Annotated in this window: 24 protein-coding genes; 15 read left to right on the forward strand and 9 right to left on the reverse strand. The window is 69.8% G+C overall.

Annotation, left to right across the window (positions count from 1 at the left end):
* Nucleotides 1-65: 65 nt before the first annotated feature.
* On the reverse strand, nucleotides 66-1,109 hold the full coding sequence (locus ACWXWW_RS12415; RefSeq protein ID WP_455970124.1) for a DUF4349 domain-containing protein: 1,044 nt from the start codon (nucleotides 1,107-1,109) through the stop codon (nucleotides 66-68).
* Nucleotides 1,109-1,651: an RNA polymerase sigma factor gene (locus tag ACWXWW_RS12420; protein ID WP_282977564.1), complete on the reverse strand. Its 543-nt coding sequence runs from the start codon at nucleotides 1,649-1,651 to the stop codon at nucleotides 1,109-1,111. Before ACWXWW_RS12420 ends, ACWXWW_RS12415 begins: the two co-directional genes overlap by 1 nt.
* Nucleotides 1,652-1,888: 237 nt before the next feature.
* Here ACWXWW_RS12420 and ACWXWW_RS12425 point away from each other — a divergent pair, with 237 nt between their 5' ends.
* The 7 genes from ACWXWW_RS12425 to ACWXWW_RS12455 all read left to right on the forward strand — a co-directional run bounded on the left by ACWXWW_RS12425 (nucleotide 1,889) and on the right by ACWXWW_RS12455 (nucleotide 9,495).
* A complete protein-coding gene (locus ACWXWW_RS12425; protein WP_282977565.1) occupies nucleotides 1,889-2,893 on the forward strand; it encodes a TerC family protein in 1,005 nt (334 codons plus the stop codon).
* A 238-nt stretch (nucleotides 2,894-3,131) separates the two neighbouring features.
* A complete protein-coding gene (gene leuC / locus ACWXWW_RS12430) occupies nucleotides 3,132-4,601 on the forward strand; it encodes a 3-isopropylmalate dehydratase large subunit (protein WP_455970125.1) in 1,470 nt (489 codons plus the stop codon).
* A gap of 10 nt (nucleotides 4,602-4,611) precedes the next feature.
* Complete coding sequence (gene leuD / locus ACWXWW_RS12435; RefSeq protein WP_271171676.1) at nucleotides 4,612-5,208, forward strand: 3-isopropylmalate dehydratase small subunit; 597 nt, start codon at nucleotides 4,612-4,614, stop codon at nucleotides 5,206-5,208.
* A 67-nt stretch (nucleotides 5,209-5,275) separates the two neighbouring features.
* A complete protein-coding gene (gene murA, locus ACWXWW_RS12440; protein ID WP_282977567.1) occupies nucleotides 5,276-6,643 on the forward strand; it encodes a UDP-N-acetylglucosamine 1-carboxyvinyltransferase in 1,368 nt (455 codons plus the stop codon).
* Nucleotides 6,640-7,386, forward strand: coding sequence for a lysophospholipid acyltransferase family protein (locus ACWXWW_RS12445; RefSeq protein WP_271171678.1), 747 nt, complete (start codon nucleotides 6,640-6,642; stop codon nucleotides 7,384-7,386). The genes murA and ACWXWW_RS12445 overlap by 4 nt, the downstream gene beginning before the upstream one ends.
* Entirely contained in the window at nucleotides 7,386-8,501 is a 1,116-nt protein-coding gene (locus tag ACWXWW_RS12450; RefSeq protein ID WP_374727769.1) for an NAD(P)H-dependent glycerol-3-phosphate dehydrogenase, read from the forward strand. The genes ACWXWW_RS12445 and ACWXWW_RS12450 overlap by 1 nt, the downstream gene beginning before the upstream one ends.
* Nucleotides 8,401-9,495, forward strand: a complete 1,095-nt coding sequence (locus ACWXWW_RS12455) for a D-alanine--D-alanine ligase family protein (protein WP_455970126.1) — start codon at nucleotides 8,401-8,403, stop codon at nucleotides 9,493-9,495. The genes ACWXWW_RS12450 and ACWXWW_RS12455 overlap by 101 nt, the downstream gene beginning before the upstream one ends.
* Nucleotides 9,496-9,501: 6 nt before the next feature.
* Here ACWXWW_RS12455 and ACWXWW_RS12460 read toward each other — a convergent pair whose 3' ends face one another.
* Nucleotides 9,502-10,011, reverse strand: coding sequence for a DUF3515 family protein (locus ACWXWW_RS12460; protein WP_421075689.1), 510 nt, complete (start codon nucleotides 10,009-10,011; stop codon nucleotides 9,502-9,504).
* A gap of 49 nt (nucleotides 10,012-10,060) precedes the next feature.
* Between ACWXWW_RS12460 and thiL the strand changes: the two genes are divergently transcribed.
* The gene (gene thiL / locus ACWXWW_RS12465; RefSeq protein ID WP_421075688.1) at nucleotides 10,061-11,047 is read left to right on the forward strand and encodes a thiamine-phosphate kinase; all 987 of its coding nucleotides are present in this window, start codon (nucleotides 10,061-10,063) and stop codon (nucleotides 11,045-11,047) included.
* 6 nt (nucleotides 11,048-11,053) lie between these two features.
* On the opposite strand, the gene ACWXWW_RS12470 is transcribed toward thiL, so the two are convergent.
* Nucleotides 11,054-11,626, reverse strand: coding sequence for an RsmD family RNA methyltransferase (locus ACWXWW_RS12470; RefSeq protein WP_455970127.1), 573 nt, complete (start codon nucleotides 11,624-11,626; stop codon nucleotides 11,054-11,056).
* A gap of 62 nt (nucleotides 11,627-11,688) precedes the next feature.
* Here ACWXWW_RS12470 and ACWXWW_RS12475 point away from each other — a divergent pair, with 62 nt between their 5' ends.
* From ACWXWW_RS12475 to mutM, 6 genes are all read left to right on the forward strand, one after another.
* Complete coding sequence (locus ACWXWW_RS12475) at nucleotides 11,689-13,857, forward strand: ATP-dependent DNA helicase RecG (RefSeq protein WP_455970128.1); 2,169 nt, start codon at nucleotides 11,689-11,691, stop codon at nucleotides 13,855-13,857.
* Between the two features lie 76 nt (nucleotides 13,858-13,933).
* Nucleotides 13,934-14,434: a pantetheine-phosphate adenylyltransferase gene (coaD, locus tag ACWXWW_RS12480; RefSeq protein ID WP_271171685.1), complete on the forward strand. Its 501-nt coding sequence runs from the start codon at nucleotides 13,934-13,936 to the stop codon at nucleotides 14,432-14,434.
* 127 nt (nucleotides 14,435-14,561) lie between these two features.
* Nucleotides 14,562-15,056 carry a YceD family protein gene (locus ACWXWW_RS12485; RefSeq protein ID WP_271172174.1) on the forward strand — a complete coding sequence of 165 codons (495 nt, stop codon included), beginning with the start codon at nucleotides 14,562-14,564 and terminating at the stop codon, nucleotides 15,054-15,056.
* A 2-nt stretch (nucleotides 15,057-15,058) separates the two neighbouring features.
* On the forward strand, nucleotides 15,059-15,268 hold the full coding sequence (gene rpmF, locus ACWXWW_RS12490; protein ID WP_172989695.1) for a 50S ribosomal protein L32: 210 nt from the start codon (nucleotides 15,059-15,061) through the stop codon (nucleotides 15,266-15,268).
* 26 nt (nucleotides 15,269-15,294) lie between these two features.
* Nucleotides 15,295-15,975: a ribonuclease III gene (rnc, locus tag ACWXWW_RS12495; protein ID WP_282977575.1), complete on the forward strand. Its 681-nt coding sequence runs from the start codon at nucleotides 15,295-15,297 to the stop codon at nucleotides 15,973-15,975.
* Entirely contained in the window at nucleotides 15,968-16,879 is a 912-nt protein-coding gene (mutM, locus tag ACWXWW_RS12500) for a bifunctional DNA-formamidopyrimidine glycosylase/DNA-(apurinic or apyrimidinic site) lyase (protein WP_455970129.1), read from the forward strand. Before rnc ends, mutM begins: the two co-directional genes overlap by 8 nt.
* 164 nt (nucleotides 16,880-17,043) lie before the next feature.
* Here mutM and ACWXWW_RS12505 read toward each other — a convergent pair whose 3' ends face one another.
* Entirely contained in the window at nucleotides 17,044-17,421 is a 378-nt protein-coding gene (locus tag ACWXWW_RS12505; protein ID WP_455970130.1) for a nuclear transport factor 2 family protein, read from the reverse strand.
* An 81-nt stretch (nucleotides 17,422-17,502) separates the two neighbouring features.
* Here ACWXWW_RS12505 and ACWXWW_RS12510 point away from each other — a divergent pair, with 81 nt between their 5' ends.
* Nucleotides 17,503-17,901, forward strand: a complete 399-nt coding sequence (locus tag ACWXWW_RS12510) for a MerR family transcriptional regulator (protein WP_455970131.1) — start codon at nucleotides 17,503-17,505, stop codon at nucleotides 17,899-17,901.
* A 217-nt stretch (nucleotides 17,902-18,118) separates the two neighbouring features.
* Here the strand turns inward: ACWXWW_RS12510 and ACWXWW_RS12515 are convergent, their stop codons facing one another.
* The 4 genes from ACWXWW_RS12515 to ACWXWW_RS12530 all read right to left on the reverse strand — a co-directional run bounded on the left by ACWXWW_RS12515 (nucleotide 18,119) and on the right by ACWXWW_RS12530 (nucleotide 23,840).
* Nucleotides 18,119-18,655, reverse strand: a complete 537-nt coding sequence (locus ACWXWW_RS12515; protein ID WP_455970132.1) for a DUF1643 domain-containing protein — start codon at nucleotides 18,653-18,655, stop codon at nucleotides 18,119-18,121.
* Nucleotides 18,652-19,734: a DUF3644 domain-containing protein gene (locus ACWXWW_RS12520; protein WP_455970133.1), complete on the reverse strand. Its 1,083-nt coding sequence runs from the start codon at nucleotides 19,732-19,734 to the stop codon at nucleotides 18,652-18,654. The genes ACWXWW_RS12515 and ACWXWW_RS12520 overlap by 4 nt, the downstream gene beginning before the upstream one ends.
* Nucleotides 19,735-19,806: 72 nt before the next feature.
* Complete coding sequence (locus ACWXWW_RS12525; protein ID WP_455970134.1) at nucleotides 19,807-22,962, reverse strand: hypothetical protein; 3,156 nt, start codon at nucleotides 22,960-22,962, stop codon at nucleotides 19,807-19,809.
* Nucleotides 22,959-23,840 carry a hypothetical protein gene (locus ACWXWW_RS12530; RefSeq protein ID WP_455970135.1) on the reverse strand — a complete coding sequence of 294 codons (882 nt, stop codon included), beginning with the start codon at nucleotides 23,838-23,840 and terminating at the stop codon, nucleotides 22,959-22,961. Before ACWXWW_RS12530 ends, ACWXWW_RS12525 begins: the two co-directional genes overlap by 4 nt.
* Between the last annotated feature and the right edge of the window lie 71 nt (nucleotides 23,841-23,911).

Below are 23,911 nucleotides of genomic sequence, written 5' to 3' on the forward strand. Positions count from 1 at the left end.
CACGGAGAGACAGGGGCGGGCAAATCGAGGCCCCCTCCTGCGGTCGCCCGCGCGTGTCTGGCCGATCAGCGCCGGTTTTCCGGAACGGCCTCTCCGCGTGCGCGCCGCCGCCTGCGCAGGCGGACCACGAGCCAGCACGCTCCCGCGACGATCGCGACCGCGCCCAGCCACGGGAGGAGGAAGCCGAGCGCGACGACTGCGCCGCTCACGGCCGCCACGAGGCCGTTCCAGCCCGCGACGAGTCCGTCCTGGAATCCGGCCGGGTCGGGGGCCGTCACGGGGGGCTCCGTGGTGAGGGTGATCGTGAGGCTCGACATCGCGATCTGGCCCTCGAGGAGCGCGAGCTCCTGCTGGTAGGACTCGAGCTGCGCCTGGCGCTCCGAGAGCGACTGCTCCGCCTCGAGCAGCTCCGAGACCGACCCTGCCTGCGCCATGAGCTCGGTGAGCCGGTCGACCGACGCCTGCGCCGCCGCGATGCGCGCACGCAGATCCACCGCCTGCGTCGTGACGTCCTGCGCCGAGAGCTCCGTGTCGTGGACCTCGCCGACATCGCCGAGCGCGTCGACGACGGCGTCGAGGTCGTCGGCCGGCACGCGCACCGTCACCCAGCTCGCCCCGGGGAGCGCGGCGTCCTCCGCGGTCGCCTCGGTCACGCGGAGCCCCTCGATGTGCCCTCCGTGCCGCTCGACGAGAACGCGGATGTCGTCGATCGCGTCATCGACGTCGTCGACCTCGACCGAGGCAGATCCCGTGCGGATCACCTCCCTGTCGGCTGCGGCGTCGTCGCCCTCGACCGGCGCCGTAACGCTCTCGCCCTGCAGGGGAGCGGACTCGCCGCCCTCGCTCGAGCTCGCCGAGCCGTCGTAGGCGGCTTCCGAGCCGCGCGGCTGATCGAACCAGGACACGGCGGCCGGGGCGATCGCGAGCGCGACGACGAGCACCGCGGCTCCCGAGACGATCCCCGGCCACATCCGACGCCGTCGCGGTGCCGGACGCAGCGCGCGATCGCGGTCCCGCTCCTCGTCGATCGCCGCGAACACCCGCTCCTCGATGCGGTCGATGACCTCGGCAGGCACCTCGGGCAGCACGGCGTACTCCCTCTCGTCCATCACGACTCCTCTCCGACGACGGCACGCAGGCGCGTGCGGATGCGGGAGAGACGATTGCGGACGACCCCGTGGCCGACGCCGAGCTCCTCGGCGGCCGCGGCATAGGCGTACCCGTCGACCGCGCACAGCCGGAAGATCCGCTGGTCCAGGGGACTCAGCGTGCCGACCTCCTCGACGATGCGCTCGGCGAGCCGCGCGTCGAGCACCTGCTGCTCGACGCTCACGAGGCTCGGAAGCGCCTCGTCGACCTCGTCGGCGGCAGCGCGCCGTCGCGCGCGGATCCGGTTCGCGGCCTGGAAGCGGCAGATCGCGGCGAGCCACGGCAGCAGCGATTCGCCGACGAGCTCGAGCCCCGCGATCTTCCGCCACGCCGTGACGAACGTCTCCTGCGTGACGTCCTCCGCGTCGGCATCGGATCCGACGAGGCGGTGCGCGATCCAGTACACAGGTCGGGCATGCCGACGGTAGAGCGCGCGGAACGCGACCTCGTCGCCCGCCCTCGCGGCGGCGACGAGCTCGGCGTCGCGCTGTGCGTCGTCCATCGCGCCTCCCGATGCGGATACGTCGTCTCTCATCGATCAGGTGTCCGGCGAGAGCGCGTTCGTCTCACATGCAACCATCCGCCCTGGCCGCTTGGGTATCCTGATGGTCGAAGGGGAGTATCCCGTCAACGCCTGCTCGTCATCACGGACCTCGACGGAGGGGTCCCGGTCAGGCACCGTGCGCAGCACGGGGGAGAGACTTTCGCATACCGTCGTCCCCTCCGAAAGGCCCTGAGCTTGGACATCCCTGTCTGGTTCCAGGTCGGATCCCTCGTGATCCTGACCCTCATCCTCATCGCCGACCTCCTCATCATCCTCAAGCGGCCGCACATCCCGTCGACGCGCGAGTCGACGCTGTGGGTCGTGTTCTACGTCACTCTCGCGCTCATCTTCGCCGGCGCCCTCTGGTTCCTCGGCGACGCGCAGCACGCGGGCGAGTTCGTCGCGGGCTGGCTGACGGAGTACAGCCTGTCGATCGACAACCTGTTCGTCTTCGTGCTGATCATGACGCAGTTCTCGGTGCCCCGCCGCTACCAGCAGGAGGTGCTGATGGTGGGCATCATCATCGCGCTCGTGCTGCGCGCCGCGTTCATCCTGCTCGGCGCCGCCCTCATCGAGAACCTCAGCTGGATCTTCTACATCTTCGGCGCGTTCCTCATCTTCACCGCCGTGCGCCAGGCCCTGCCGGAGAAGCACGAGGCCGACGAGCAGACCGAGAGCTTCATCGTCCGAACCCTCCGCCGATTCGTCGACATCAGCGACGAGTACGACGGGGCGAAGCTCCGCACCGTCGTGAACGGCAAGAAGATGCTCACCCCGATGATCATCGTGTTCGTCTCGATCGGCGTGACCGACCTCATGTTCGCGATCGACTCGATCCCCGCGATCTACGGCATCACGCAGGAGCCGTTCCTCGTCTTCGCGGCGAACATCTTCGCGCTCATGGGCCTGCGGCAGCTGTACTTCCTCCTCGGCGACCTGCTCGAGAAGCTCAAGTACCTGCACTACGGCGTCGCGTTCATCCTCGCGTTCATCGGCGTCAAGCTCATCCTGCACGCGCTGCACGTCAACGAGCTGCCGTTCATCAACGGCGGCCACCACATCGACTGGGTGCCCGAGATCAACAACTGGATGTCGCTGGGCGTCATCGTCGGCTCGATGGCCGTGGCCACCATCGCGAGCCTCATCTCGTCCTCGCGCGAGGCGCGCCGCGAGAAGGCCGTCACGGAGCCCGGACGCTGACCGGCTGAGCACTCTGACGACGCGGCGCGTCGATCTGCCCACAGGGCGGGTCGGCGCGCCGCGTCGCACTGTGCAGATCTCGCAGATCGACAGGGGTCGGTGAGCACCCTGCTATCCTGAAGGGGTGCGGTGCGCCCGACTTCTCCTTATGCGCCGCGACGGGATCACGCTCTAGGCCTCTCCCCGTCGCGGAGTCCGTCGTAGGCCGACACCGACGACCGCTAGGAGCAGGAAGAGCATGAGCACCAACGACATCCGGGTTCCGGACCGCCCCCGCACGCTGGCCGAGAAGGTCTGGGATGACCACCTCGTCGTGAAGGGCGAGGACGGCCAGCCCGACCTCATCTACATCGATCTCCACCTCGTCCACGAGGTGACGAGCCCGCAGGCTTTCGACGGCCTGCGCGCCGAGGGACGCGGTCTCCGCCGGCTGGATCTGACGATCGCCACCGAGGACCACAACACCCCGACGATCGACATCGACAAGCCGATCGCCGACCTCACGAGCCGCACCCAGATCGAGACGCTGCGTCGCAACGCCGAGGAGTTCGGCGTGCGCCTGCACTCGCTGGGCGACGCCGAGCAGGGCATCGTGCACGTCGTCGGCCCGCAGCTCGGGCTCACGATGCCGGGCATCACGGTCGTGTGCGGGGACAGCCACACGTCGACGCACGGCGCGTTCGGCGCGATGGCGTTCGGCATCGGCACGAGCGAGGTCGAGCACGTGATGGCCACGCAGACCCTCCCGCTCAAGCCCTTCAAGACGATGGCGATCACGGTCGAGGGCGAGCTGAAGCCGGGCGTCACGGCGAAGGACATCATCCTCGCGGTGATCGCGAAGATCGGCACGGGCGGCGGCCAGGGCTACGTCCTCGAGTACCGCGGCAGCGCCATCCGCTCCCTCTCGATGGAGGGGCGCATGACCATCTGCAACATGTCCATCGAGGCCGGGGCGCGCGCCGGCATGGTCGCGCCGGACGAGACGACGTTCGCCTACCTCGAGGGCCGCCCGCACGCACCCCGGGGCAAGGACTGGGACGACGCGGTCGCGTACTGGAAGACGCTGCCCACCGACGAGGGCGCGGTGTTCGACGCCGAGGTCTTCATCGACGCGAATGAGCTCGAGCCGTTCGTCACGTGGGGCACGAACCCCGGTCAGGGCGTCTCGCTGAGCGGCGTCGTGCCGGCCGCCGACGACTTCGAGGACCCGAACGAGCGCGCAGCCGCCGAGCGCGCGCTCGAGTACATGGACCTCGTCCCGGGGACCCCGCTCAAGGAGATCCCGGTCGACGCGGTCTTCATGGGCTCGTGCACGAACAGCCGCATCGAGGACCTGCGCGCCTTCGCGTCGATCATCGAGGGCCGCAAGAAGGCCGACGGCGTGCGCGTCATGGTCGTGCCGGGCTCGGCGCGCGTGCGGCTGCAGGCCGAGGCCGAGGGCATCGACCGGATCGTCAAGGAGTTCGGCGGCGAGTGGCGCTTCGCCGGCTGCTCGATGTGCCTGGGCATGAACCCCGACCAGCTCGCGCCGGGCGAGCGCTGCGCGTCCACCTCGAACCGCAACTTCGAGGGGCGCCAGGGCAAGGGCGGGCGCACGCACCTCGTGTCGCCGCTCGTCGCCGCGGCGACGGCCGTGCGCGGCACGCTGTCGAGCCCGTCCGACCTCGCATCCGCCGACCAGCCGGCCCTGTCGGGCGCGGGAGCGTAAGGAGACCGTCATGGAGAAGTTCACCACCCACACCGGGATCGCCGCTCCGCTGAAGCGCTCGAACGTCGACACCGATCAGATCATCCCCGCGGTGTTCCTCAAGCGCGTGACGAAGACGGGCTTCGACGACGCGCTCTTCCACGGCTGGCGCCAGGACCCCGAGTTCGTCCTGAACCAGGAGCCCTACCAGGGCGCATCCATCCTCGTGGCGGGGCCCGACTTCGGCACCGGCTCGAGCCGCGAGCACGCCGTCTGGGCGCTGCGCGACTTCGGGTTCAAGGTCGTGCTGAGCCCGCGCTTCGCCGACATCTTCCGCGGCAACTCGGGCAAGCAGGGCCTGCTGACGGGCATCATCTCGGAGGCCGACCTCGAGCGCTTCTGGGCGGCCATCGAGGCGCAGCCCGGCGTGCGGATGACGGTCGACCTCGTCGAGCGAACCGCCGTACTCGGCGACTTCACGGCCGGGTTCGAGATCGACGATTACACTAGGTGGCGGCTCCTCGAGGGGCTCGATGACATCGGGCTCACCCTCCGCAACGAAGACAAGATCGCGGAGTTCGAGGCCCGCCGCGAGGCGTGGCGGCCACGGACGATCCCCGTTCCGTGAGCCCGGGGCTCGGGGCCCCGTCAGCACGGCGGACAACCCGCCAGAACGGTAGTGAGGCCACCAGCACATGACACTCCTGGGCGACACGAAGGTCGCGGGCGCTTCGGCATCCCGCAGCGGCGAAGTGATCGAGATCCGCGGCGGACGTCCGCTGCGCGGGCAGGTCGACGTGCGAGGCGCGAAGAACCTCGCCACCAAGGCCATGGTCGCGTCCCTCCTCGGTGAGACCCCGAGCACCCTGCGCGACGTGCCCGACATCCGCGACGTCGAGGTCGTCCGCTCGCTTCTCGAGGTGCACGGCGTGGCCGTCTCCGAGGGCGAGGAGCCGGGTTCGCTCATCCTCGACCCGAGCGCCGCGAAGTCGGCGAACTTCGAGGAGATCGACGCGCACGCGGGCTCGTCGCGCATCCCCATCCTCTTCTGCGGCCCGCTCCTGCACCTCCTCGGACAGGCGTTCATCCCCGACCTCGGCGGCTGCCGCATCGGCGACCGCCCGATCGACTTCCACCTCGACGCGCTGCGCGCCTTCGGTGCGATCGTCGACAAGCAGCCCAGCGGCATCCGCCTGTCCGCGCCCGAGGGCCTCCACGGCGCCGACATCGAGCTGCCGTACCCGAGCGTGGGCGCGACGGAGCAGGTGCTCCTCACGGCCGTGCGCGCGAACGGCGTCACCGAGCTGCGCAACGCGGCGATCGAGCCCGAGATCATGGACCTGATCGGCGTCCTCCAGAAGATGGGCGCGATCATCTCCTACGAGCCCAACCGCGTCATCTTCATCGAGGGCGTGCAGGAGCTCCGCGGCTACGACCACCGCTCGCTGTTCGACCGCAACGAGGCCGCGTCGTGGGCCTCGGCGGCGCTGGCCACCGACGGCGACATCTTCGTCAAGGGCGCGCGCCAGTACGAGATGCTCACGTTCCTCAACGTCTACCGCAAGGTCGGCGGCGACTTCGACATCACCGACGAGGGCATCCGTTTCCGCCGCGGCGAGGCCCCGCTCAAGCCGGTCATCGTCGAGACCGACGTGCACCCCGGCTTCATGACCGACTGGCAGCAGCCGCTCATCGTCGCGCTCACCCAGGCGCACGGCACGTCCGTCGTGCACGAGACCGTCTACGAGAACCGCTTCGGGTTCATCGAGGCGCTCAACCAGATGGGCGCGGACATCGTCGTGCACCCGCGCGGGCTCGACGGCCCCTACCGTCGCGTGCCGCGTCGCGCGCTCGAGCAGGCCGCGGTCATCACGGGGCCGACGCCGCTGCGCGGCGCCGACATCGTCGTCCCCGACCTCCGGGGCGGATACAGCCACGTCATCGCCGCTCTCACGGCGGAGGGCACGTCGCGCGTGTCGGGCGTCGGCATCATCCGCCGCGGATACGAGAAGTTCTTCGAGAAGCTGACCGCTCTCGGCGCCGACTTCGACGTCGTGGGGTGACGGTGGGCGCTCCCGCCTCACCTGAGAAGAGCCGCCCGAGCATCTTCTGGCCGCTCGCGGCGATCGTCATCCCGCTCGTCGGGCTGCTCGCGCGGATCGAGCTCCGCGGCTCGGAGAACCTGCCCCGTCGCGGTGCGTTCGTCCTCGCGCCGAATCACCACAGCGAGATCGACCCGCTCATCGTCGCGATCGCGACGTGGCGGGCCGGGCGCGCGCCCCGGTTCCTCGCGAAGGAGAGCCTGTTCCGCATCCCCGTCGTCGGATGGGTGCTGAAGGCCTCCGGGATGGTCCCGGTCGCGCGATCCCGCGGCGCGGCCGCGCAGGCGCTCGCGCAGGCGAAGGAGCTCGCCTCGAGCGAGCGCGGCGTGATCGTCTACCCCGAGGGCACCCTCACGCGCGACCCCGGGCTGTGGCCGATGCGCGGCAAGTCGGGCGCGATCCGCCTCGCCCTCGCCGGCGACATCCCGCTCATCCCGCTCGCGCAGTGGGGCACGCAGGCGGTCATGCCGCGCTACGGCAAGCTGTCGCTGCTCCCGCTGCGCAAGCCGATCACCGTCCTCATCGGCGAGCCCCTCGACGTGTCCGACCTGCGCGGGCGGACCGACCAGGCCGCCATCCAGGAGGGCACGGAGCGCCTCATGGCCGCGATCACCGCACTGCTCGAGGAGCTGCGCGGCGAGAAGGCCCCGCCCGAGCGGTGGGACCCGACGCAGCACGGCCAGGCCGAGACGGGCAAACTGTGATCCCCGAGCGCGTCGTCGTCCTCGGCGCGGGCAGCTGGGGCACGACGTTCGGCAAGATCCTCGCCGACGGCGGCGCCCAGGTCACGATGTGGGCCCGTCGCGCCGAGCTCGCGCACGAGATCGACCAGGCCAAGCGCAACTCGCAGTACCTGTCCGGGATCAACCTGCCCCGGTCCATCCGCGCCACCCACGTCCTCCAGAAGGCCGTCGAGGGCGCAGAGCAGATCTACCTCTCGGTGCCGAGCAAGTCGGCCCGCGACACCCTCAAGCAGCTGCGCCCGCTCATCGGCTCGTCCGACGTGCCGGTCGTGAGCCTCATGAAGGGCGTCGAGAAGAAGTCGGGTCTGCGGATGAGCCAGGTCATCGAGCAGGCGCTCGGCTGCGACCCCGCGCGCATCGCCGTCGCGAGCGGCCCGAACCTCGCGCTCGAGATCGCGCGCGAGCAGCCGACCGCGGCGGTCATCTCGTCGTCGAGCCAGGAGACCGCCGACCGGATCGCGCGCACGGCGCGCAACCGGTACTTCCGCAGCTTCGTCAACACCGACGTCATCGGCACCGAGTTCGGCGGCGTGCTGAAGAACCTCATCGCCGTCGCGATCGGCATCGTCGACGGCGTCGGATACGGCGAGAACACGAAGGCGTCGATCATCACGCGCGGCCTCGTCGAGATGACCGACTTCGCGGTGGCGTACGGCGCGCAGGCCGAGACGATGCAGGGCCTCGCGGGGCTCGGCGACCTCATCGCGACGTGCCAGTCGCCCCTCAGCCGGAACAACACGGCAGGACGTCTGCTCGGACAGGGCTACACGCTGCAGGACGTCGTGAAGCAGATGGAGCAGACCGCCGAGGGCCTCGGCTCGGTCGCCCCCATCCTCAAGCTCGCGAAGGCGAAGGGCGTCGAGATGCCCATCGTCGAGCAGGTGCGGATGGTGCTCGACGGCACGCTCGATCCGCGCGACATCGCGCCGCACCTCACCACAGACGACGACACCCCCCAGGGCGAGAGGACGACGAATGACGACGGCGACAGTGGCGGTGCTCTTCGGCGGGCGCTCCAGCGAGCACTCCATCTCCTCCGCGACGGCGGGCGGGGTGCTGGGAGCGATCGACCGTGACCGCTACCGGGTGATCCCGATCGGCATCACCCGCGACGGCGTCTTCGTGCTCGAGGACGACGACCCCGGCAAGTTCCGGCTCGACGCCGAGAGGCTGCCGGAGGTCGTCGACAACGGCACGCGGGTGATCTGGCCCGCAGGCGGCGGCGACCGCGTGCTGCGCGTGCGCGACGCGGATGGCGTCGAGCGCGAGCTCGGCGCGGTCGACGCGGTGCTGCCCATCCTGCACGGCCTGCACGGCGAGGACGGCACCATCCAGGGCTTCCTCGACATCCTCGAGCTCCCGTACGCGGGCGGCGGCGTGCTCGACTCCGCCCTGTGCATGGACAAGCACTTCATGAAGATCGCGCTGCAGGCGGCGGGCGTGCCCGTCGCGCCGTGGACGACCGTCCGGAGGGCGCGCTGGAGCACGGCGCCCGACGCCGTCCGCGCCGAGGCCGACGCGCTCGGGTACCCGCTGTTCGTGAAGCCCGCGCGCGCGGGCTCGAGCGTGGGCGTCTCGAAGGCGCACGACGCGTCGGAGCTCGACGAGGCCATGCGCATCGCCTTCGCGGAGGACGACAAGGTGCTCGTCGAGAAGGGCATCGGGGGGCGCGAGATCGAGGTCGCGATGCTCGAGGGCCGCGACGGGGGAGAGGCGCGCGCGTCGCTCCCCGGCGAGATCGTGCTCACGACGCGCGACTTCTACGACTTCGAGGGGAAGTACCTCGGCGGCGAGGGCGTCGACGTCGTGTGCCCTGCCGATCTGTCGGAGGGCGAGATCCAAGCGATCCGCGCGGTCGGCATCCGGGCCTTCGAGGCCGTCGACGGACGCGGGCTCGCTCGCGTCGACGTGTTCCTCACGCCCGAGGGCGAGATCGTCGTCAACGAGCTCAACACGATGCCGGGCTTCACGCCGATCTCGATGTTCCCGAAGTGCTGGATCGCGTCCGGGATGACGTACTCGGAGCTCATCACGGAGCTCGTCGAGCTGGGCCGCGCCCGCGCGGCCTGAGCCGAGTCAGTCCTCCGGCTGCGTGCCGGTCGTCGGGGCGTCCTCGCCCTCCGGCGCCGCGTCGGGGTCGGTGCACTGGGCCGCGCGCGGCAGCGTGGAGACCGCGCTGCCGAGCGCGCTGCCCGCGAGCACCGCGTCGGCCGACACGACGGTCGTGTCGACGTAGACCTGCACGGCCGGCTCGCGGCCGTACGTCGTCATGCGCAGATTGGGCCGCTCGCTCTCGTCGACGATCCAGTCGACGCCGTCGATCGTCACGCACTGCTGGGTGGTGGGGGCGGGAGCGTCGTATCCGCACGAGAGGATGACCGCGGTCGGCTCGCCCCACGCCGCGGTCGCCTGAGCGTCGGTCCAGCGGCGCTCGAGGCCCGAGACCGAGTCGGGCATGCGCACGGAGACCTCGGCGCACAGCGGGTCGTTCGCGCGCGGAGCCGCCTCGAGGTGAACGGTCGGCGCGCACCCCGTGAGCGCGACGACGGCGGCGAGGCACGAGACGGCGGCGAGGCGGCGGTTCACCCCACCAGCCTACGTTCGGGCGTCCTGGGCGTTCGCCTACGCTGGAGGGATGCATGAGGATCCCACGGTCGGCGAGCTGAGCGAGGGCGAGATCCTCCGACGGATCCTGGCGCGCACGGGCCGCGCGGGCGCGGGCCTCGTCGGGCCCGGCGACGACGCCGCGGTCGTCGCCGCGCCGTCCGGGTCGGTCGTGGCGACGACCGACACGCTCATCCACGGACCGGACTTCCGGCTGGCGTGGTCGAGCGGCTACGACCTCGGCTGGAAGTCGGCCGCCGTCAATCTCGCCGATGTCGCGGCCATGGGGGCGCGGCCGACGGCGCTCCTCGTCGCGCTCGCGATGCCCAACGACACCCGCGCGTCGTTCGTGGAGGCTCTCGCCGACGGCCTCCGCGACGCGTGCGACGCCCTCGCGCCCGGCTGCGCCGTCGTGGGCGGCGACCTCACCGCGAGCGACGTGCTCACGATCGCCGTGACCGCCCTCGGAGACCTCGAGGGACGCGCCCCCGTGCTGCGCTCGGGCGCCCGCGCGGGCGACGTCGTCGCGATCGCGGGGGAGCTCGGCCGAGCCGCGCGGGGCCTGCAGGTGCTCTTCGCGCGCTTCCGCGACGCCGATGGCGCACCCCTGCCCGTCGACCCCGCCCTGCTGCGGGACGGCGACACGGGCGTCCTCGAGGCGCAGCTGCGGCCCGCTCCGCCGATCGGCCTCGGGCCGTTCGCCGCGCGCGCCGGCGCGACCGCCATGATGGACGTCTCGGATGGCCTCGCGCTCGACGCGCGGCGGATGGCCGACGCCTCGGCGGTCACGATCGCGATCGACAGCGCCGACCTCGGGGACGATCCGCGGATCGCGCTCGAGGGCGGGGAGGACCACGCGCTGCTGGCGACCTTCCCGGCCGGCGCCCTGCCCCCCGGATTCCGCCCGATCGGACGCGTCATCCCGCGCGACGAGGCATCGGTCCACGTGGACGGCGTGCCGTACCTCGGCGCGGGCGGCTGGGATCCGTACCGCGATTGGGATGCGGCCGCGGGCTGACGACGCTCAGGCGCTGAGCGGCTCGCCCCACCACAGGGTCGTGTCGCCGTACGCCTTCTCGCGCCACGCGGAGAGGCCGGCGGCGGCCCAGTGGGGGGAACCGGAGCGCGTCGCGCGCTCGACGATCACGAGCGCGCCCGGCGCGAGCAGCGGCGCGAGCAGCGCGAGGTCGTCGTCGAGGTCGCGCGGCGGCAGGTCGTAGGGCGGGTCGAGGAACGCGATGTCGATGCCGGGCGCCGTGCCGCGGAGGAAGGCGCGCACCGCGATGGGGTGGACGCGCACGCGGGGCGCGCTCGAGCCCATCGCGCGCCGCACGACCTCGACGTTCCGCTTCACGATCTCGGCCGCCGGCCGGGACCGCTCGACGAGGTCGACCGACGCGGCGCCGCGGCTCGCGCACTCGAGACCGAGTGCGCCCGATCCCGCGTACAGATCGACGACCGCGGCGCCCTCGATGAGGCCGGTGTCCTCGAGCGCGCCGAACAGCGACTCGCGCACGCGGTCGCTCGTGGGGCGGGTGCCCGAGCGCGGCACGTCGAGCCGGGCGCCGCCCGCGCGGCCCGCGATGATCCTCGTCACCCTGCCACGATATCCTCGGCGGGCGCGGCGTCCGCGTCCGGGGCCCCTTCTAGACTCGACGCATGCCGCTCTCGCTCGACTCCTCGCTCACGGAGGCCGTCGGCGCGAAGTCCGCCGGCCTGCTCTCGCGGGCGTTCGGGATGGCGACCGTGGGCGACCTGCTCGCGCACTACCCGCGCCGCTACATGAGCAGGGGCGAGCTCACCCCCATCCGCGACCTCCCGCTCGGTGAGACGGTCACGATCGTCGCTGAGGTGCGGCGCGTGCAGTCGCGTCCCATGCGCAGCCGCGGCGGGCGCCTCCTCGAGGTGATCATCGGCGACGGCCAGGGCGAGATGTCGCTCACGTTCTTCAACCAGGACTGGCGCGAGCGCGAGCTCCGGCCAGGGCGGCGCGGCGTCTTCTCGGGCAAGGTCGGGGAGTACCGTCGCGAGCGTCAGTTCTCGCATCCCGCGTACGAGCTCTTCGACGACGAGGGCGATGCCGATGCGCGCGCGCAGGAGTTCGCCGGCCGGCTCATCCCCGTGTATCCCGCGACCTCCGCGCTCACGAGCTGGGCCATCCAGAAGCTCGTCGAGCAGTGTCTGACCCGCCTCGGCGACGTGCCCGAGCCGCTCCCCGACGACCTGCGGGAGCGGGAGGGGCTCATGGGCGCGCGCGACGCGCTCGACGGCGTGCACCGGCCCGCGAACGAGGGGCACGCCTACAGCGCGCGCAAGGCGCTGCGGTGGCACGAGGCGCTCGTGCTCCAGACGGCACTCGCTCAGCAGCGCCGTGACGTCAGGGCTCTCGCAGCCACGCGCCGCGAGGCGAAGCCGGGCGGCCTGCTCGAGCGCTTCGACGCGGCGCTGCCGTTCGCGCTGACCGACGACCAGCGCGAGACCGGCGAGCGGATCGCGGCCGACCTCGTCGCCGGATGGCCGATGAACCGGCTCGTGCAGGGCGAGGTGGGGTCGGGCAAGACGCTCGTCGCGCTGCGCGCCATGCTGCAGGTGGCCGAGTCCGGCGGCCAGGCGGCGCTGATCGCGCCGACCGAGGTACTCGCCGGCCAGCATCTGCGCTCCATCACGCGCATGCTCGGGCCGCAGCTGGCTCCCGAGGTCATGCCCACGCTCCTCACCGGCCAGATGCCGGCGGCGGCGCGACGGAAGGCCGCGCTCCGCGTGGCGTCGGGTCAGTCGCGCATCGTCGTCGGCACGCACGCCCTGCTCAGCGAGGGCACGACGTTCGCCGACCTCGGGCTCGTCGTCGTCGACGAGCAGCACCGGTTCGGCGTCGAGCAGCGGGAGACCCTGCGCGCGAAGGGAACGAGTCCGCACGCCCTCGTCCTCACCGCCACGCCCATCCCGCGCACCGTCGCGATGACGGTCTTCGGCGACCTCGACGTGTCGACCATCCGCACGATGCCCGCGGGCCGCGCCGGCATCGAGACCTTCGTCGCTCCGGTCGCCGAGCGCCCGCGCTGGTTCGACCGGGTCTGGGAGCGCGTCGCCGAGGAGGTCGAGAAGGGGCACCAGGTCTTCGTCGTGTGCCCCGCGATCGACGTCGCGGCGAAGGGCAAGGCCGCCGCCGAGGACGACGCCCCGGAGGCCACCGCGGAGGAGGGCGGCTCCGGCCCGCGCTGGGGCGTCGCGCAGGTCGCCGAGATGCTCGGGCGGCACCCCGCGGTCGGGCGGCTCAGGCTCGCGACCCTGCACGGCCGCATGCCGGGCGAGGAGAAGGACCGCATCATGCAGGAGTTCGCGGCCGCCCGCGTCGACGTGCTCATCGCGACGACCGTGATCGAGGTCGGCGTCGACGTCCCGAACGCGTCGACCATGGTCATCCTCGATGCCGACCGCTTCGGCGTCTCCCAGCTCCACCAGCTGCGCGGACGCGTCGGACGCGGGGGAGTGCCCGGACTCTGCCTGCTCGTGACGGAGGCGACAGAGGGAACGCCGGCGCGCGAGCGCGTCGAGGCGGTCGCGGCGACGCTCGACGGGTTCGCGCTCGCGGAGGTCGATCTCGAGCTGCGCGGCGAGGGCGACGTGCTCGGAGAGGCGCAGTCGGGCGTGCGCTCATCGCTTCGGCTGCTCCGCGTGGTCAAGGACCAGGCGCTCATCGCCCTGGCGCGGGAGGAAGCCGACCGCGTCCTCGCGGCGGACCCCGACCTCGCCCGGCATCCCGGACTCGCCGACGCCCTGGCGCGCCGGGTCACGCAGGAGGAGCGCGCGGCCCTGAGCAAGAGCTGAGCATGCGCCCCGCACGGCGTGTCGCGGGCGCGGCGCTGCCCGGGCGCGGATGGGGCTCCTGGCTAGGCTGGATCGCATGAGCAACCGGATCGCCGTCGTCCCGGGGTCCTTCGACCCGCCCACCCTCGGTCACCTGGACGTCATCCGGCGTGCCGCCTCGCTCTACGACGAGCTCCACGTGCTGGTCGTGCACAACCCCGACAAGGAGGGGATGCTGCCGATCGCGCTGCGGCTGCAGCTCCTCGAGCAGTCGGTCGAGGAGGCGCAGATCCCCGGCAAGGTCATCGTCGGATCGTGGAGCGTGGGCCTGCTCGTCGACTACGCGCAGGAGGTGGGCGCCGGCGTGCTCGTGAAGGGCATCCGCTCGCAGGGCGACGTCGCGTACGAGACGCCCATGGCGGTCGTCAACAACCACCTCGCCGGCGTCGAGACGGTGTTCCTCCTCGCCGATCCCGCCCACTCGGTCGTGTCGAGCTCGCTCGTGCGCCAGGTGGCCGGCCTGGGCGGCGACGTCTCGCCCTACGTGCCGGCGGCGGTCGCCCGCTACCTCCGCAGCGCGACCTCGAAGGACTTCTGACCTCGCGTCCCTGCGCGCGCCACGGCCCTCGTCGTCCCGGGCGCGACTACGATTGATCCCCGTGAGAACGCGTAAAACCGGGCCCTTCGTGCTGCCCGTCCGCGACATCGTCCGCAAGCCGGGCGAGATGCGCGAGCACACGCTGACCATCCCCGCACCCGAGCAGTGGGGCGAGGGGATCGTCTCGATCCCGGAGGGGAAGGAGCTCGAGCTCGACGTCCGTCTCGAATCCGTGCACGAGGGCATCCTCGTGTCGGGGGAGCTCGACACGGAGTTCGAGGGGGTGTGCGGTCGATGCCTTCGCGACATCGCCGAACCGCTCGAAGTCGAGTTCCAGGAGCTTTTCGAGTATCCTGGTGAGGAAACTGCTGACTTCGAGGTTCAAGACGACCACGTGGATCTTGAAACTCTGGTCAGGGATGCGGTCGTCTTGTCGCTTCCGTTTCAGCCGGTGTGTCAGCCGGATTGCCCCGGCCTCGACCCGGTCACGGGCGAGCGGCTGACGCAGAGCCCCGGCACCGCGCAGCAGGCGCCTGTCGATCCTCGGTGGGCCGCGCTCCGAGAACTCACAGACCAGAATGGATCGGCGGACTCCGCCGCCCCGAGCACAGAAGAGAGCTAGTCATGGCAGGTAACCCCCCGAAGCGGAAGGTCTCCCGTTCGAACACCCGCTCGCGTCGCGCGCAGTGGAAGGCGGAGGCTCCGGCCCTCGTCAAGACGGTGGAGAACGGCAAGGTCGTCTACAGCCGCCCGCACCAGGCCAAGGTCGTCACCGACTCGCAGGGCACCGAGCTGTTCCTCGAGTACAAGGGCCGCAAGGTCGCCGACGCCTGAGCGGCGGATACGACTCCGTGGCGCGCATGCGGCCACTCTCCGAGAAGCTCGGCGTCGAGATCGACGCCGAGCTTCTCGCTTTGGCCATGACACACCGCTCGTACGCGTACGAGCACGGCGGCATCCCGCATAACGAGCGACTCGAGTTCCTCGGCGACTCGGTGCTCGGGCTGGCCGTCACCACCATGCTGTATCGCCGGTTCCCCGACCTCGACGAGGGCGCCCTCGCGAAGCGCCGTGCCAGCGTCGTCTCGACCGTCGCCCTCGCGGAGGTCGCGCGTGGCATCGGCCTCGGCGAGCATCTCCGTCTCGGCCGCGGCGAGGAGCAGACGGGCGGCCGCGACAAGGACTCGATCCTCGCCGATGCGACCGAAGCCGTGTTCGGCGCCGCGTACCTGTCGGCAGGGCCCGAGGAGGCGTCCGCCCTCGTGCTGCGGCTCATCGAGCCGCTCCTGGAGAACCCCGAGCGCTACGGCGCGGCGATCGACCCGAAGACGAGCCTTCAGGAGCTCGCCGCGCGCCTCGGCCTGGGAGCGCCGTCGTACTCGGTCGCATCCCGCGGCCCCGACCACGACCGTCGCTTCACCGCCACGGTCGAGGTCGGCGATCACGCCTCGACCGGCGAGGGCACGAGCAAGAAGCAGGCCGAGATGGCCGCGGCTCTCACGGCCTGGCACGCGCTCAGCGCGCGGACCGTCGGTGCCTGAGCTCCCCGAGGTCGAGGTCGTGCGAGCGGGCCTCGAGCCCGCCGTGGTGGGATCGACCATCGCGGGAGTCGAGGTGCTCGACGGCCGTGCGCTCACCCGGCACGTGGGCTCCCACGACGACTTCACCGCGCGCCTGAGCGGACGCGCCGTGACGGCCGCCGTGCGTCGCGGCAAGTTCCTCTGGCTTCTGCTCGAGTCGGCGGCGATCGAGCCGGCGGAGGCGCTCATCGGGCACCTCGGCATGAGCGGGCAGCTGCTCCTGCGCGCACCCGGCGCCCCGCGCGAGCGCCACGAGCGCGTGCGGCTCGCGATCGACCATCCGGCTCACGGCGAGCTCGCCGTCGTGTTCGCGGATCAGCGGACGTTCGGGTCGCTCGCCGTCGACGCGCTCGTGCCGACGGCGGATGGCGCGCCGGGCGGATGGGGGAGCGATGCGCCCCTCGTGGCATCGCAGGCCGCGCACATCGCGCGCGATCCGCTGGATCCCGCGTTCGACGACGCCGCGTTCGCGCGAGGGCTCGGCCGCCGCGCGTCGGCGATCAAGCGCGTGCTGCTCGATCAGACGGTCGTGAGCGGCATCGGCAACATCTACGCGGACGAGGCGCTCTGGGCCGCGCGCATCCATCCGGAGACGCCCGCGTCGGCGCTCCCGACGCGGGCCGTCCGCACGCTGCTCGCCGAGATCCGCGCGGTGCTGCAGAAGGCCCTCGTGGAGGGCGGCACGAGCTTCGACGCGCAGTACGTGAACGTCAACGGGCAGGCCGGTTATTTTGCGCACTCCTTAAATGCCTATGGTCGTACCGACCAGGCATGTGCACGATGTGGATCACCCATCCGCCGGGTGAAATTTATGAACCGATCCTCGTTTTTCTGTCCTCAGTGTCAGCGCAAGCGCTCTTCGTAGTCACAAGCTTACGCGATCACCGACTGATTTTTCACCTGATCAAGAGCGATTTCCTGGGCGGAACGCCTAATACTCGCTATGGTCGCTCAATACGCATAAATATCAGTTCGGCGAGGACGGCCAGATTGTCGCGTTGCGGGCGTGTTTGGGCGGGTGTAGGCCTGTCATGCCTCGTTCAGCGTCGCAAGGCGCAGAGTGTCCCAGTATTCGCGGATCAGGGTGATGCGGTCTCCGTCGTGCTCGATCGCCGCGGCCAGCGGTACCTCGGCTTCGCGGCCGTCCTCGGTCCGGTACGTGCCCGTGTACTCCGCGAAGCAGCGCTCCGGACCGGCGTCGTGGATCCTGGCCTCGCTCAGCGTGAGCCCTGACGCCTGCGCCGCCCCGAGCTGCTCGCGCACGGCCTGCAGGCCGACGACGCGCGCGGGCAGCCCGAGCGAGGGCCCGTACGGGAACTCGAGCACGACGTCGTCGGACAAGTGCTCGAAGAAGGCGTCGCCCTCGTTGAAGTCCGCCAGTGCCCTGCGTGCCACGGATCCAGTCATGTTTTCGTCCTCTCGTCGTGGGATACCCTGTCCATGGTCGATCTTCAGGTCGACCTGAGGTCAAATCGATAGAGGCGGCGCATGGCGGGATCGACGATCGGTGAGGCGTCCGCGCGCCACGGGGTGCCGGAGCACGTGCTGCGCCACTGGGAGGATGTCGGCGCGCTCCGGCCCGAACGGACGGGAGCCGGTCACCGGCGGTATCATGAGGAGCACCACTCGCAGATCGAGCTGGTCCAGTGCGGCAAGGCCGCCGGGCTCAGCCTCGACGAGATCGCGACGATGCTCTTCGGTCCGGCCGAGGCCAGAGCGCCATTGCTCTCGCACCGCCTGGCGGCCCTGGAGCGTCAAGCGCGCGAGATCGAAGCCTCCGTCCGAATGCTGCATCACGTTTCGGTGTGCGACAGTGTAGGTGGCTGCTCCGAATGCGCGAGGCCTCACGAATCATTCGGATATCCGCACTTGGAGCGTGCGAGCTGAACGGGCCCGCGGTTGCCGTCGTAAGACCCGCGTAAGCGATCGCGCAAGGAAAATCCCCCATGTGCGCATCGTGGAGAGGCGTGGGGGATGTCGTGGTCCCATCGTAGCGCGACAACGCCTCGGCGGCGGGCTCCAAGGGCGATCGGAGAAGGCCACGTCTTCTACGTCCACGACGTGATCCGTTTCATGGAGCACGCGTAGAACAGGGCCCTCGTCGTCAGCTCACGTAGATCTTCGGCCCCAGCATCGGCAGCGGCCGACCGGGCGGGCTCGGATGCCGAGGGTTCCCCTGCTTCGTCAGCGGGTCCCACGTGAACACCTTCACGCCCATCCGGTCGAGCAGCGCCTGCACGTCGAGCTTCGCGCGCTTGAGCGTCCGGTGCGGCATGTTGCCCCACGCTCCGAGCACCTCGCTCGCACCGTGCCTCAGCAGCACTTGCTCGATCGCCGCGCAGTTCAGCGCCGACAGCCCGGCGTCGTAGGCCGAGAGCTGGGTCGGCTTGGGCGAGCGCTCCGGGTACAGGTTAAGCATGATCCAGCCCGAGTATCCGTGCCGCACGCTGGCCTCGATGAGCCTGTTCACGGTCCTGTCGGCCTGGGTCTCTGCCGCGTGCGAGGGGTTCATGCCGATCGCGATGAGGGGCGGCGCGCCCGTGCTCGCTCTCGACGCACTGCCCAGCGCGAAGCGATGCGAGCCCACGCCGGGGTCCGGCTCCCAGAAGTCGGGCTGGTGGCCGGCGGGGTACTCGATCATGATGAGGACGCTTTGGCGGGCTTCGGCCATGGCTCCCGCCCGGTCATCTCTAGAAAGCCCTCTGGCGTCGAGCACTTCTTGATCAGGCGCTGAACCCAGGCCTTCGTGTACCTGTAGGTCTTCGTGGGTTCGTCGTACTCGCAGAAGTCCGTGTTCGTCCGGGATGGATTGGCGTCGCCGTTGGGCGGGCGGATCTTCGCCTTCTTCCAGGAGCCCGTGAAGTGCGCCATGTTGAATACGTACGGTATCGCTGCCTGGATCTCCTTCACCGCGTTCGCCGGCATCACGCGGCCCAGGCCCGAGACGTTCTGCTTCCTGTCGCGGACGATCACCTGGCCTCGACGTCCGAGCTCCTCGGCGAACGCGCGTTCCTCTTCCGTCATGTCGTCATACTTCGTGAACTGCATCGCGATCGCGTCGGGGTCCTTCGGCGCGAGCTCAACGATCGCCCTGATCCTGAACTCGTAGCGCGAGTCGCTCGTGATCGAATCGTCCAGGCCGGCTTCGTAGCTCGTCATGAAGCTCTTGATGTCCTGCGGCAGCGTGCTCTTGAACTTCCTCAGCGCTTGCTCGCCTTCGGACGTGAACGTGCCGACGAAGATCGGGACCCTGAGGCGCATGGCCAGCGACTGGTGGTCGCCGAACTGCTCCGTCAGCTCCGTCTCGAAGTTGACGAGCAGCGCATGGGCGTGGCCGGCGAGGTTTAGCATCAGCGCCTCGTCTGCGTGCGCGTGCCGGTGCTCCAGACGGTTTCGCAGCTTGATGAACAGGGAGAGGTTCGCGCGCACCGGATCGGCGTCGGAGGGCCAGCGCTCCTTCATCGAGCGCTCGAGCTCCCAGCGCTTCGCCTCCCCGTCGATCTTGAGCAGCCTCTTCTTGAACTGGGGGTCCCAGTAGCGGAAGTCCACGTCGTCGCGAATGAACTGGGCATGCAACAGGTACAGCCATGCCAGGTGCATGTGGATCACGAAGCCCTCGAACGAGCGCGACTCTGCAGGGTCGTTGTACAGCCTCACCGCCAGGCACGCCTCTTCCATGCTCGCCTCGAGCGTCGTCTGCCATCGGGGTGGTCGCGCCATGCCACGAGGTTATCGGCACCCGGCGACAGGCGAGACAAGGGCGAAGTTCCTGCTCCCTCCTTCGAATGATCTTCACCGTGGTCGAATTGCTTCGACGCTAGAGGAAGTTTCTCCGTGTGTGCCTTCTATCAGTCGTTGCTCTATCTGGGCGGCCGAGAGGAACCTGACGAACAAGTCCGAGTCGTGCGCCAGCGCATCAAGCACCTCGAGCGGAGCGTCCGGGTTCAGCGCCACCAGCACCGCTAGTTCGGCGCTTCGGCCGGCAAGGTCAGTCAGCACGTCGATCGGCGCGCCTGGGTTGAACGCTATGGACATGAGCGTGTCCGCGTCGTCCCGCGCTGCCAGCGATCTGAGAATCTCCGGTGGCGTCGTCGGGTGTGCCGCAACAGCGCGCCGGACTTTCGCGCTGCGTCGCTCGCCTCCGAGAAACGCCAGGATGTCCGGCGTCGCGTGCTCGCTGTATGCGACGCGGATGCGCACCTCGGCTCTCGTGTTCGCGGCCATTTCCTGCAGCTCTGCAACTGTCGGCGTTGGAGTCCGCGCTGCGATGACCTCGTCCAACGATCGAGATTCGCGCGCGTCGTCGTCTCCTGCATCTGCCGTCGGATCTCGATACGCCGCGATCCGGACGTCCAGATCGTCGTCAAGGAGGAGAATGTTCAACGTGTCCTGCGAGAGCAGTTCGTTGCGAGCAACGCTTCGGCGAACAGAGGCTTCCTTGTCGTTGGCCAGAGCTTCAAGGATGCTCAGCGGAGTGCGCGGATTCCTCGAAACAGCCATCCTCACGTCCGCGTCCTTGCTCTTGGAAAGGCGTTCCAGCGCACTGATGCCTGTGCGGTGATGCCTCGCTGCATACCCCCTGAGGTCGGGATAGCGGATCCTGCTCTTCGAGAGGCGGTCGAGCGCATCCTCCATCGGGCCATCGGGCACAGCCAGGTCCGGCCTTCGCTCGACCTCGACGAGGACCGAGTGCAGAGCGAGGTCATTCGAAGAGGCCAGGAGCGCCTCCGCGATGGATGCGGCGAGCTCTCTGGGTGCCCAGGAGTTCGCCATGACCGCCAGGCGGACATCGACCGAACTGTCCTTCGCCAGCCGAGACAAGACGTGCAGCGGCGCGGAAGGATTGCCAGCCACTGCGGCGCGGAGATAGTTCCTCTTCTCCGTCGACAGCCCCTCGAGTACCGCGACCGGTGTCCGATCGGATCCGGCGAACAGCTCGCGCGCGGCCTCGGTCCGCATGCTCGCCATCTTGTTCGTCAGCGACTCCAGCGACCCAGCGCTGAGCGAGGGATTTCCTGCCAGTGCGAGCAGCACTTCGGGCGACTTCTCGGCGACCAGACCTGCCAACGCCTCGCTCGGGGTCGCAGGGTGGCGCGCGATGAGCCGCGCGACCTGGTCGCTGTAATCGGTCGGCGTCTGCCAGCGCTCGTGCGGCTCGAGCCCTGCCGTGGCGAACTCGATCCGTGCCGAACGAGAGGCGGTGAACTCCGCGAGGACTTCGCCGAGCAGCGGGTCGGGATCGCCCATTGATCGTTTGAGCGCGTCCAAACGGATTTCAGGGTCCTCATCCGCGAAGAGCGCCCGGCGGACGTCCGTGTTCGCGATGGGAAGCATCCTCGCCGCGATCCGGCGCACATAAGCCGGTCGCTGGCTCGACATCAGGTCCGCGACGATCTCGATGGGGAGGCCCTGCGACGCCGCCGCCGGGAGGCGGAGGGGTCTGTCGGACCTCCGGGACCAGATCCCACTGGCCTCAGGCAGGCAGCTGTCGAGCGCTCGATCGCCGAGCCCGTCCAGCATCGCCATCAATATCGAGCCGAGTGCAACCCCTGGAGTTCCCTCGGGGTCGCGTTTCTGGTTGATCTCGATGCGGCGCGCGTCGACCTCTGAGGACGGGCGCTCGTCGAACGGAACGATCTCGCCCTTCCCGGATTCGATCGTCGCCGCACCATCAATGCGCCCTGAGATCTGCGGCTGTTGCTGCGCCGATGCGGTGCCCGATGACGGGTTCGCCGCCACCGCGCGGCGCACTGTTACGCTGCTGTCCTCTGCGAGGAGCTGCAGCACCTCGGCTGGCGCTGCCGTGTTCATGGCGACGCCTTCGCGGACGCGGGCGTAGTGGTCTTGCGCGAGCCGCTTCACCACGTCCGCCGGAGACGAGGCGTTGCGTCCTACCCTGAAGCGCAAGTCCTTGTCGTCGCCCGCCGCGAGCGCCATGAGCATGGCGTGCGGGGTGTGACGGTTGTCGGCGAGGAGCTGTAGCTTGCGGCGCTCCGACACAGGAACGTGCACGGCGATCTGATTGCGCGCGGTCGCGCCGACGAAGCCCTCGCGCAGTTTCGGCAGGAGCGTCTCGGGATCGCCGCCGAGCAGCTGCCCGAGCGACCAGGTCTTCAGCTCCTGCTGCCGCGGCAGCCAGACGCCGACTTCGCGGATCCCCAGCGCGTCCTCGAGGTCCAGCATGACGTATCCGATGAGCTGACGGAGGAAGTCGCGCAGCTTGACGACGCTCAGCCCGCCGTACACCTTGCAGTCGATGAGTGTCTCGCCGATCATCCAGTCGCCGTCGGCCCCGCCCAGGAGCCTCGCACCGCTGAAGCCCGGGTTCGGCTCGAAGCGCGTTCCGGCCGCGATGCGCTCGCTCCAGGCATCGATCTGCGGACGACCCGCTTCCAACAGAGCCTCAACGTCCTCGAGCGCGGCGTCGGGAATCGCCTGCGCCAGGCTCAGTCCGTCCTCCACGTCGTCGCAGGCGGCTCCGAGGGCTCCAGACAGCGCCTCCGGACCGCCCCTGTAGACCTGCTCGCAGTACGCGAAGAGGACCGAGGCCCGCGTCAGCTCGGAAGCCTCCGCAGGCTCCTTGAGCAGTTCCTCGCCGATGCGGAACGCCTCGCTGAGAACCGCCGCCCGATGCTTGCCGTTCTCGACCAGTGACGCAGCGCCTGGCAGCGCGTCGACGCCGGCGGCGGATGTCGAAGCGGCTGGGTCGAAACCGCCGAGCTCGATTCTCGCCCGGATGTCGAACGCCGTTCCCGATACGCGCCCATCCACTGCATCGCCGGCGGGCACGAGCAACGGCTTCCCGGCCAAGTCGACAAGGCCAAGGGTGGCAGCTGCCTGCCGCGCGGTACTGCTGCTCCCACGCGTGGCAGCCACAACGGGCGAGATCCCGTCGAGGTACGCGCGGATCGGGGATCCCGCGTCGCGCAGTTCACGCGTCAGGCTCATGGTTCGATCCTTCCTGATCCGATGACGTCTCGCCGCACAGTCTTGATCACGTGCGCCGGAATGTCGTCGACCGCCAGCTGGTACACCGCGTTCAGCCGTGGGTTGAAGATCCCGAGGTGAGTCTGGGTCCGGAACCGGGGGAGTCCTGAATCCTTGCCCATCAGGTAGTGCACCAGCAGCTTCAACAGATGGTCCTTGCTTGGAGGCGAGCTTCGGGCCTTGTAGTCCCATACCGCTTCCTCGGTGATGAGGTCCCCGTCTCCGGCGTCGAGGGCGATCAGATATCCGTCTGCCTCCTCATCCTCTTCATATCCGCTGGCGAATGAGAACTCGACTGCAGTGGCCGGGCCATGCTCTCGGAGAAAGTCGTGGGTCCTCTCCGTCATCATGATGATGTTCGTAAGCGTCTTCGCGTCGGGGGAGCGATCAATATCTGCTGGGTCGTACCAGGTGACGCCTGCGTGCTGGGCGACCTCGTAGGACGCGAGCCGGCACGCAGCGCGCACGGCACATTCGTCCAGCTCGAACGAAGCGACACCGTCTGCGTACGTCGACAGACTGAGGTCTCGCAATGACTTGAGTGCATCATCATGCGCTTCGGGAAACAGGCCCGCGTCGCGGAGCCGCCCCGCGCCGGCGAGCGATGCCCTGAAGATCGACTCCGCAGCCTCTCTCGCCTCTACTTGCGAGGCGACGAGCACACCAGTCAGGCGGCTGAGGTAGTGGACCAGCGGCCCGACGTTGCGGATGTTCTCCACCGTGGAGTCCAGTTCACCGTATCCGTCGTCGAGCTGTGTCACGGTCAGCAGCTCGGGGCTTACCAGCCCACCGCGCGGCTGGCCGACTTCTCTGTTGTATTGCGCGATGCGCTGTGCCACTGAGGTCAAGAGAACCCCGCCTGTTCAGTTGTAGTGCGCCAGTCAATGGCCTTGGGTCAAGTCTACGCGAA

Source organism: Microbacterium sp. KNMS (genome assembly GCF_053851835.1).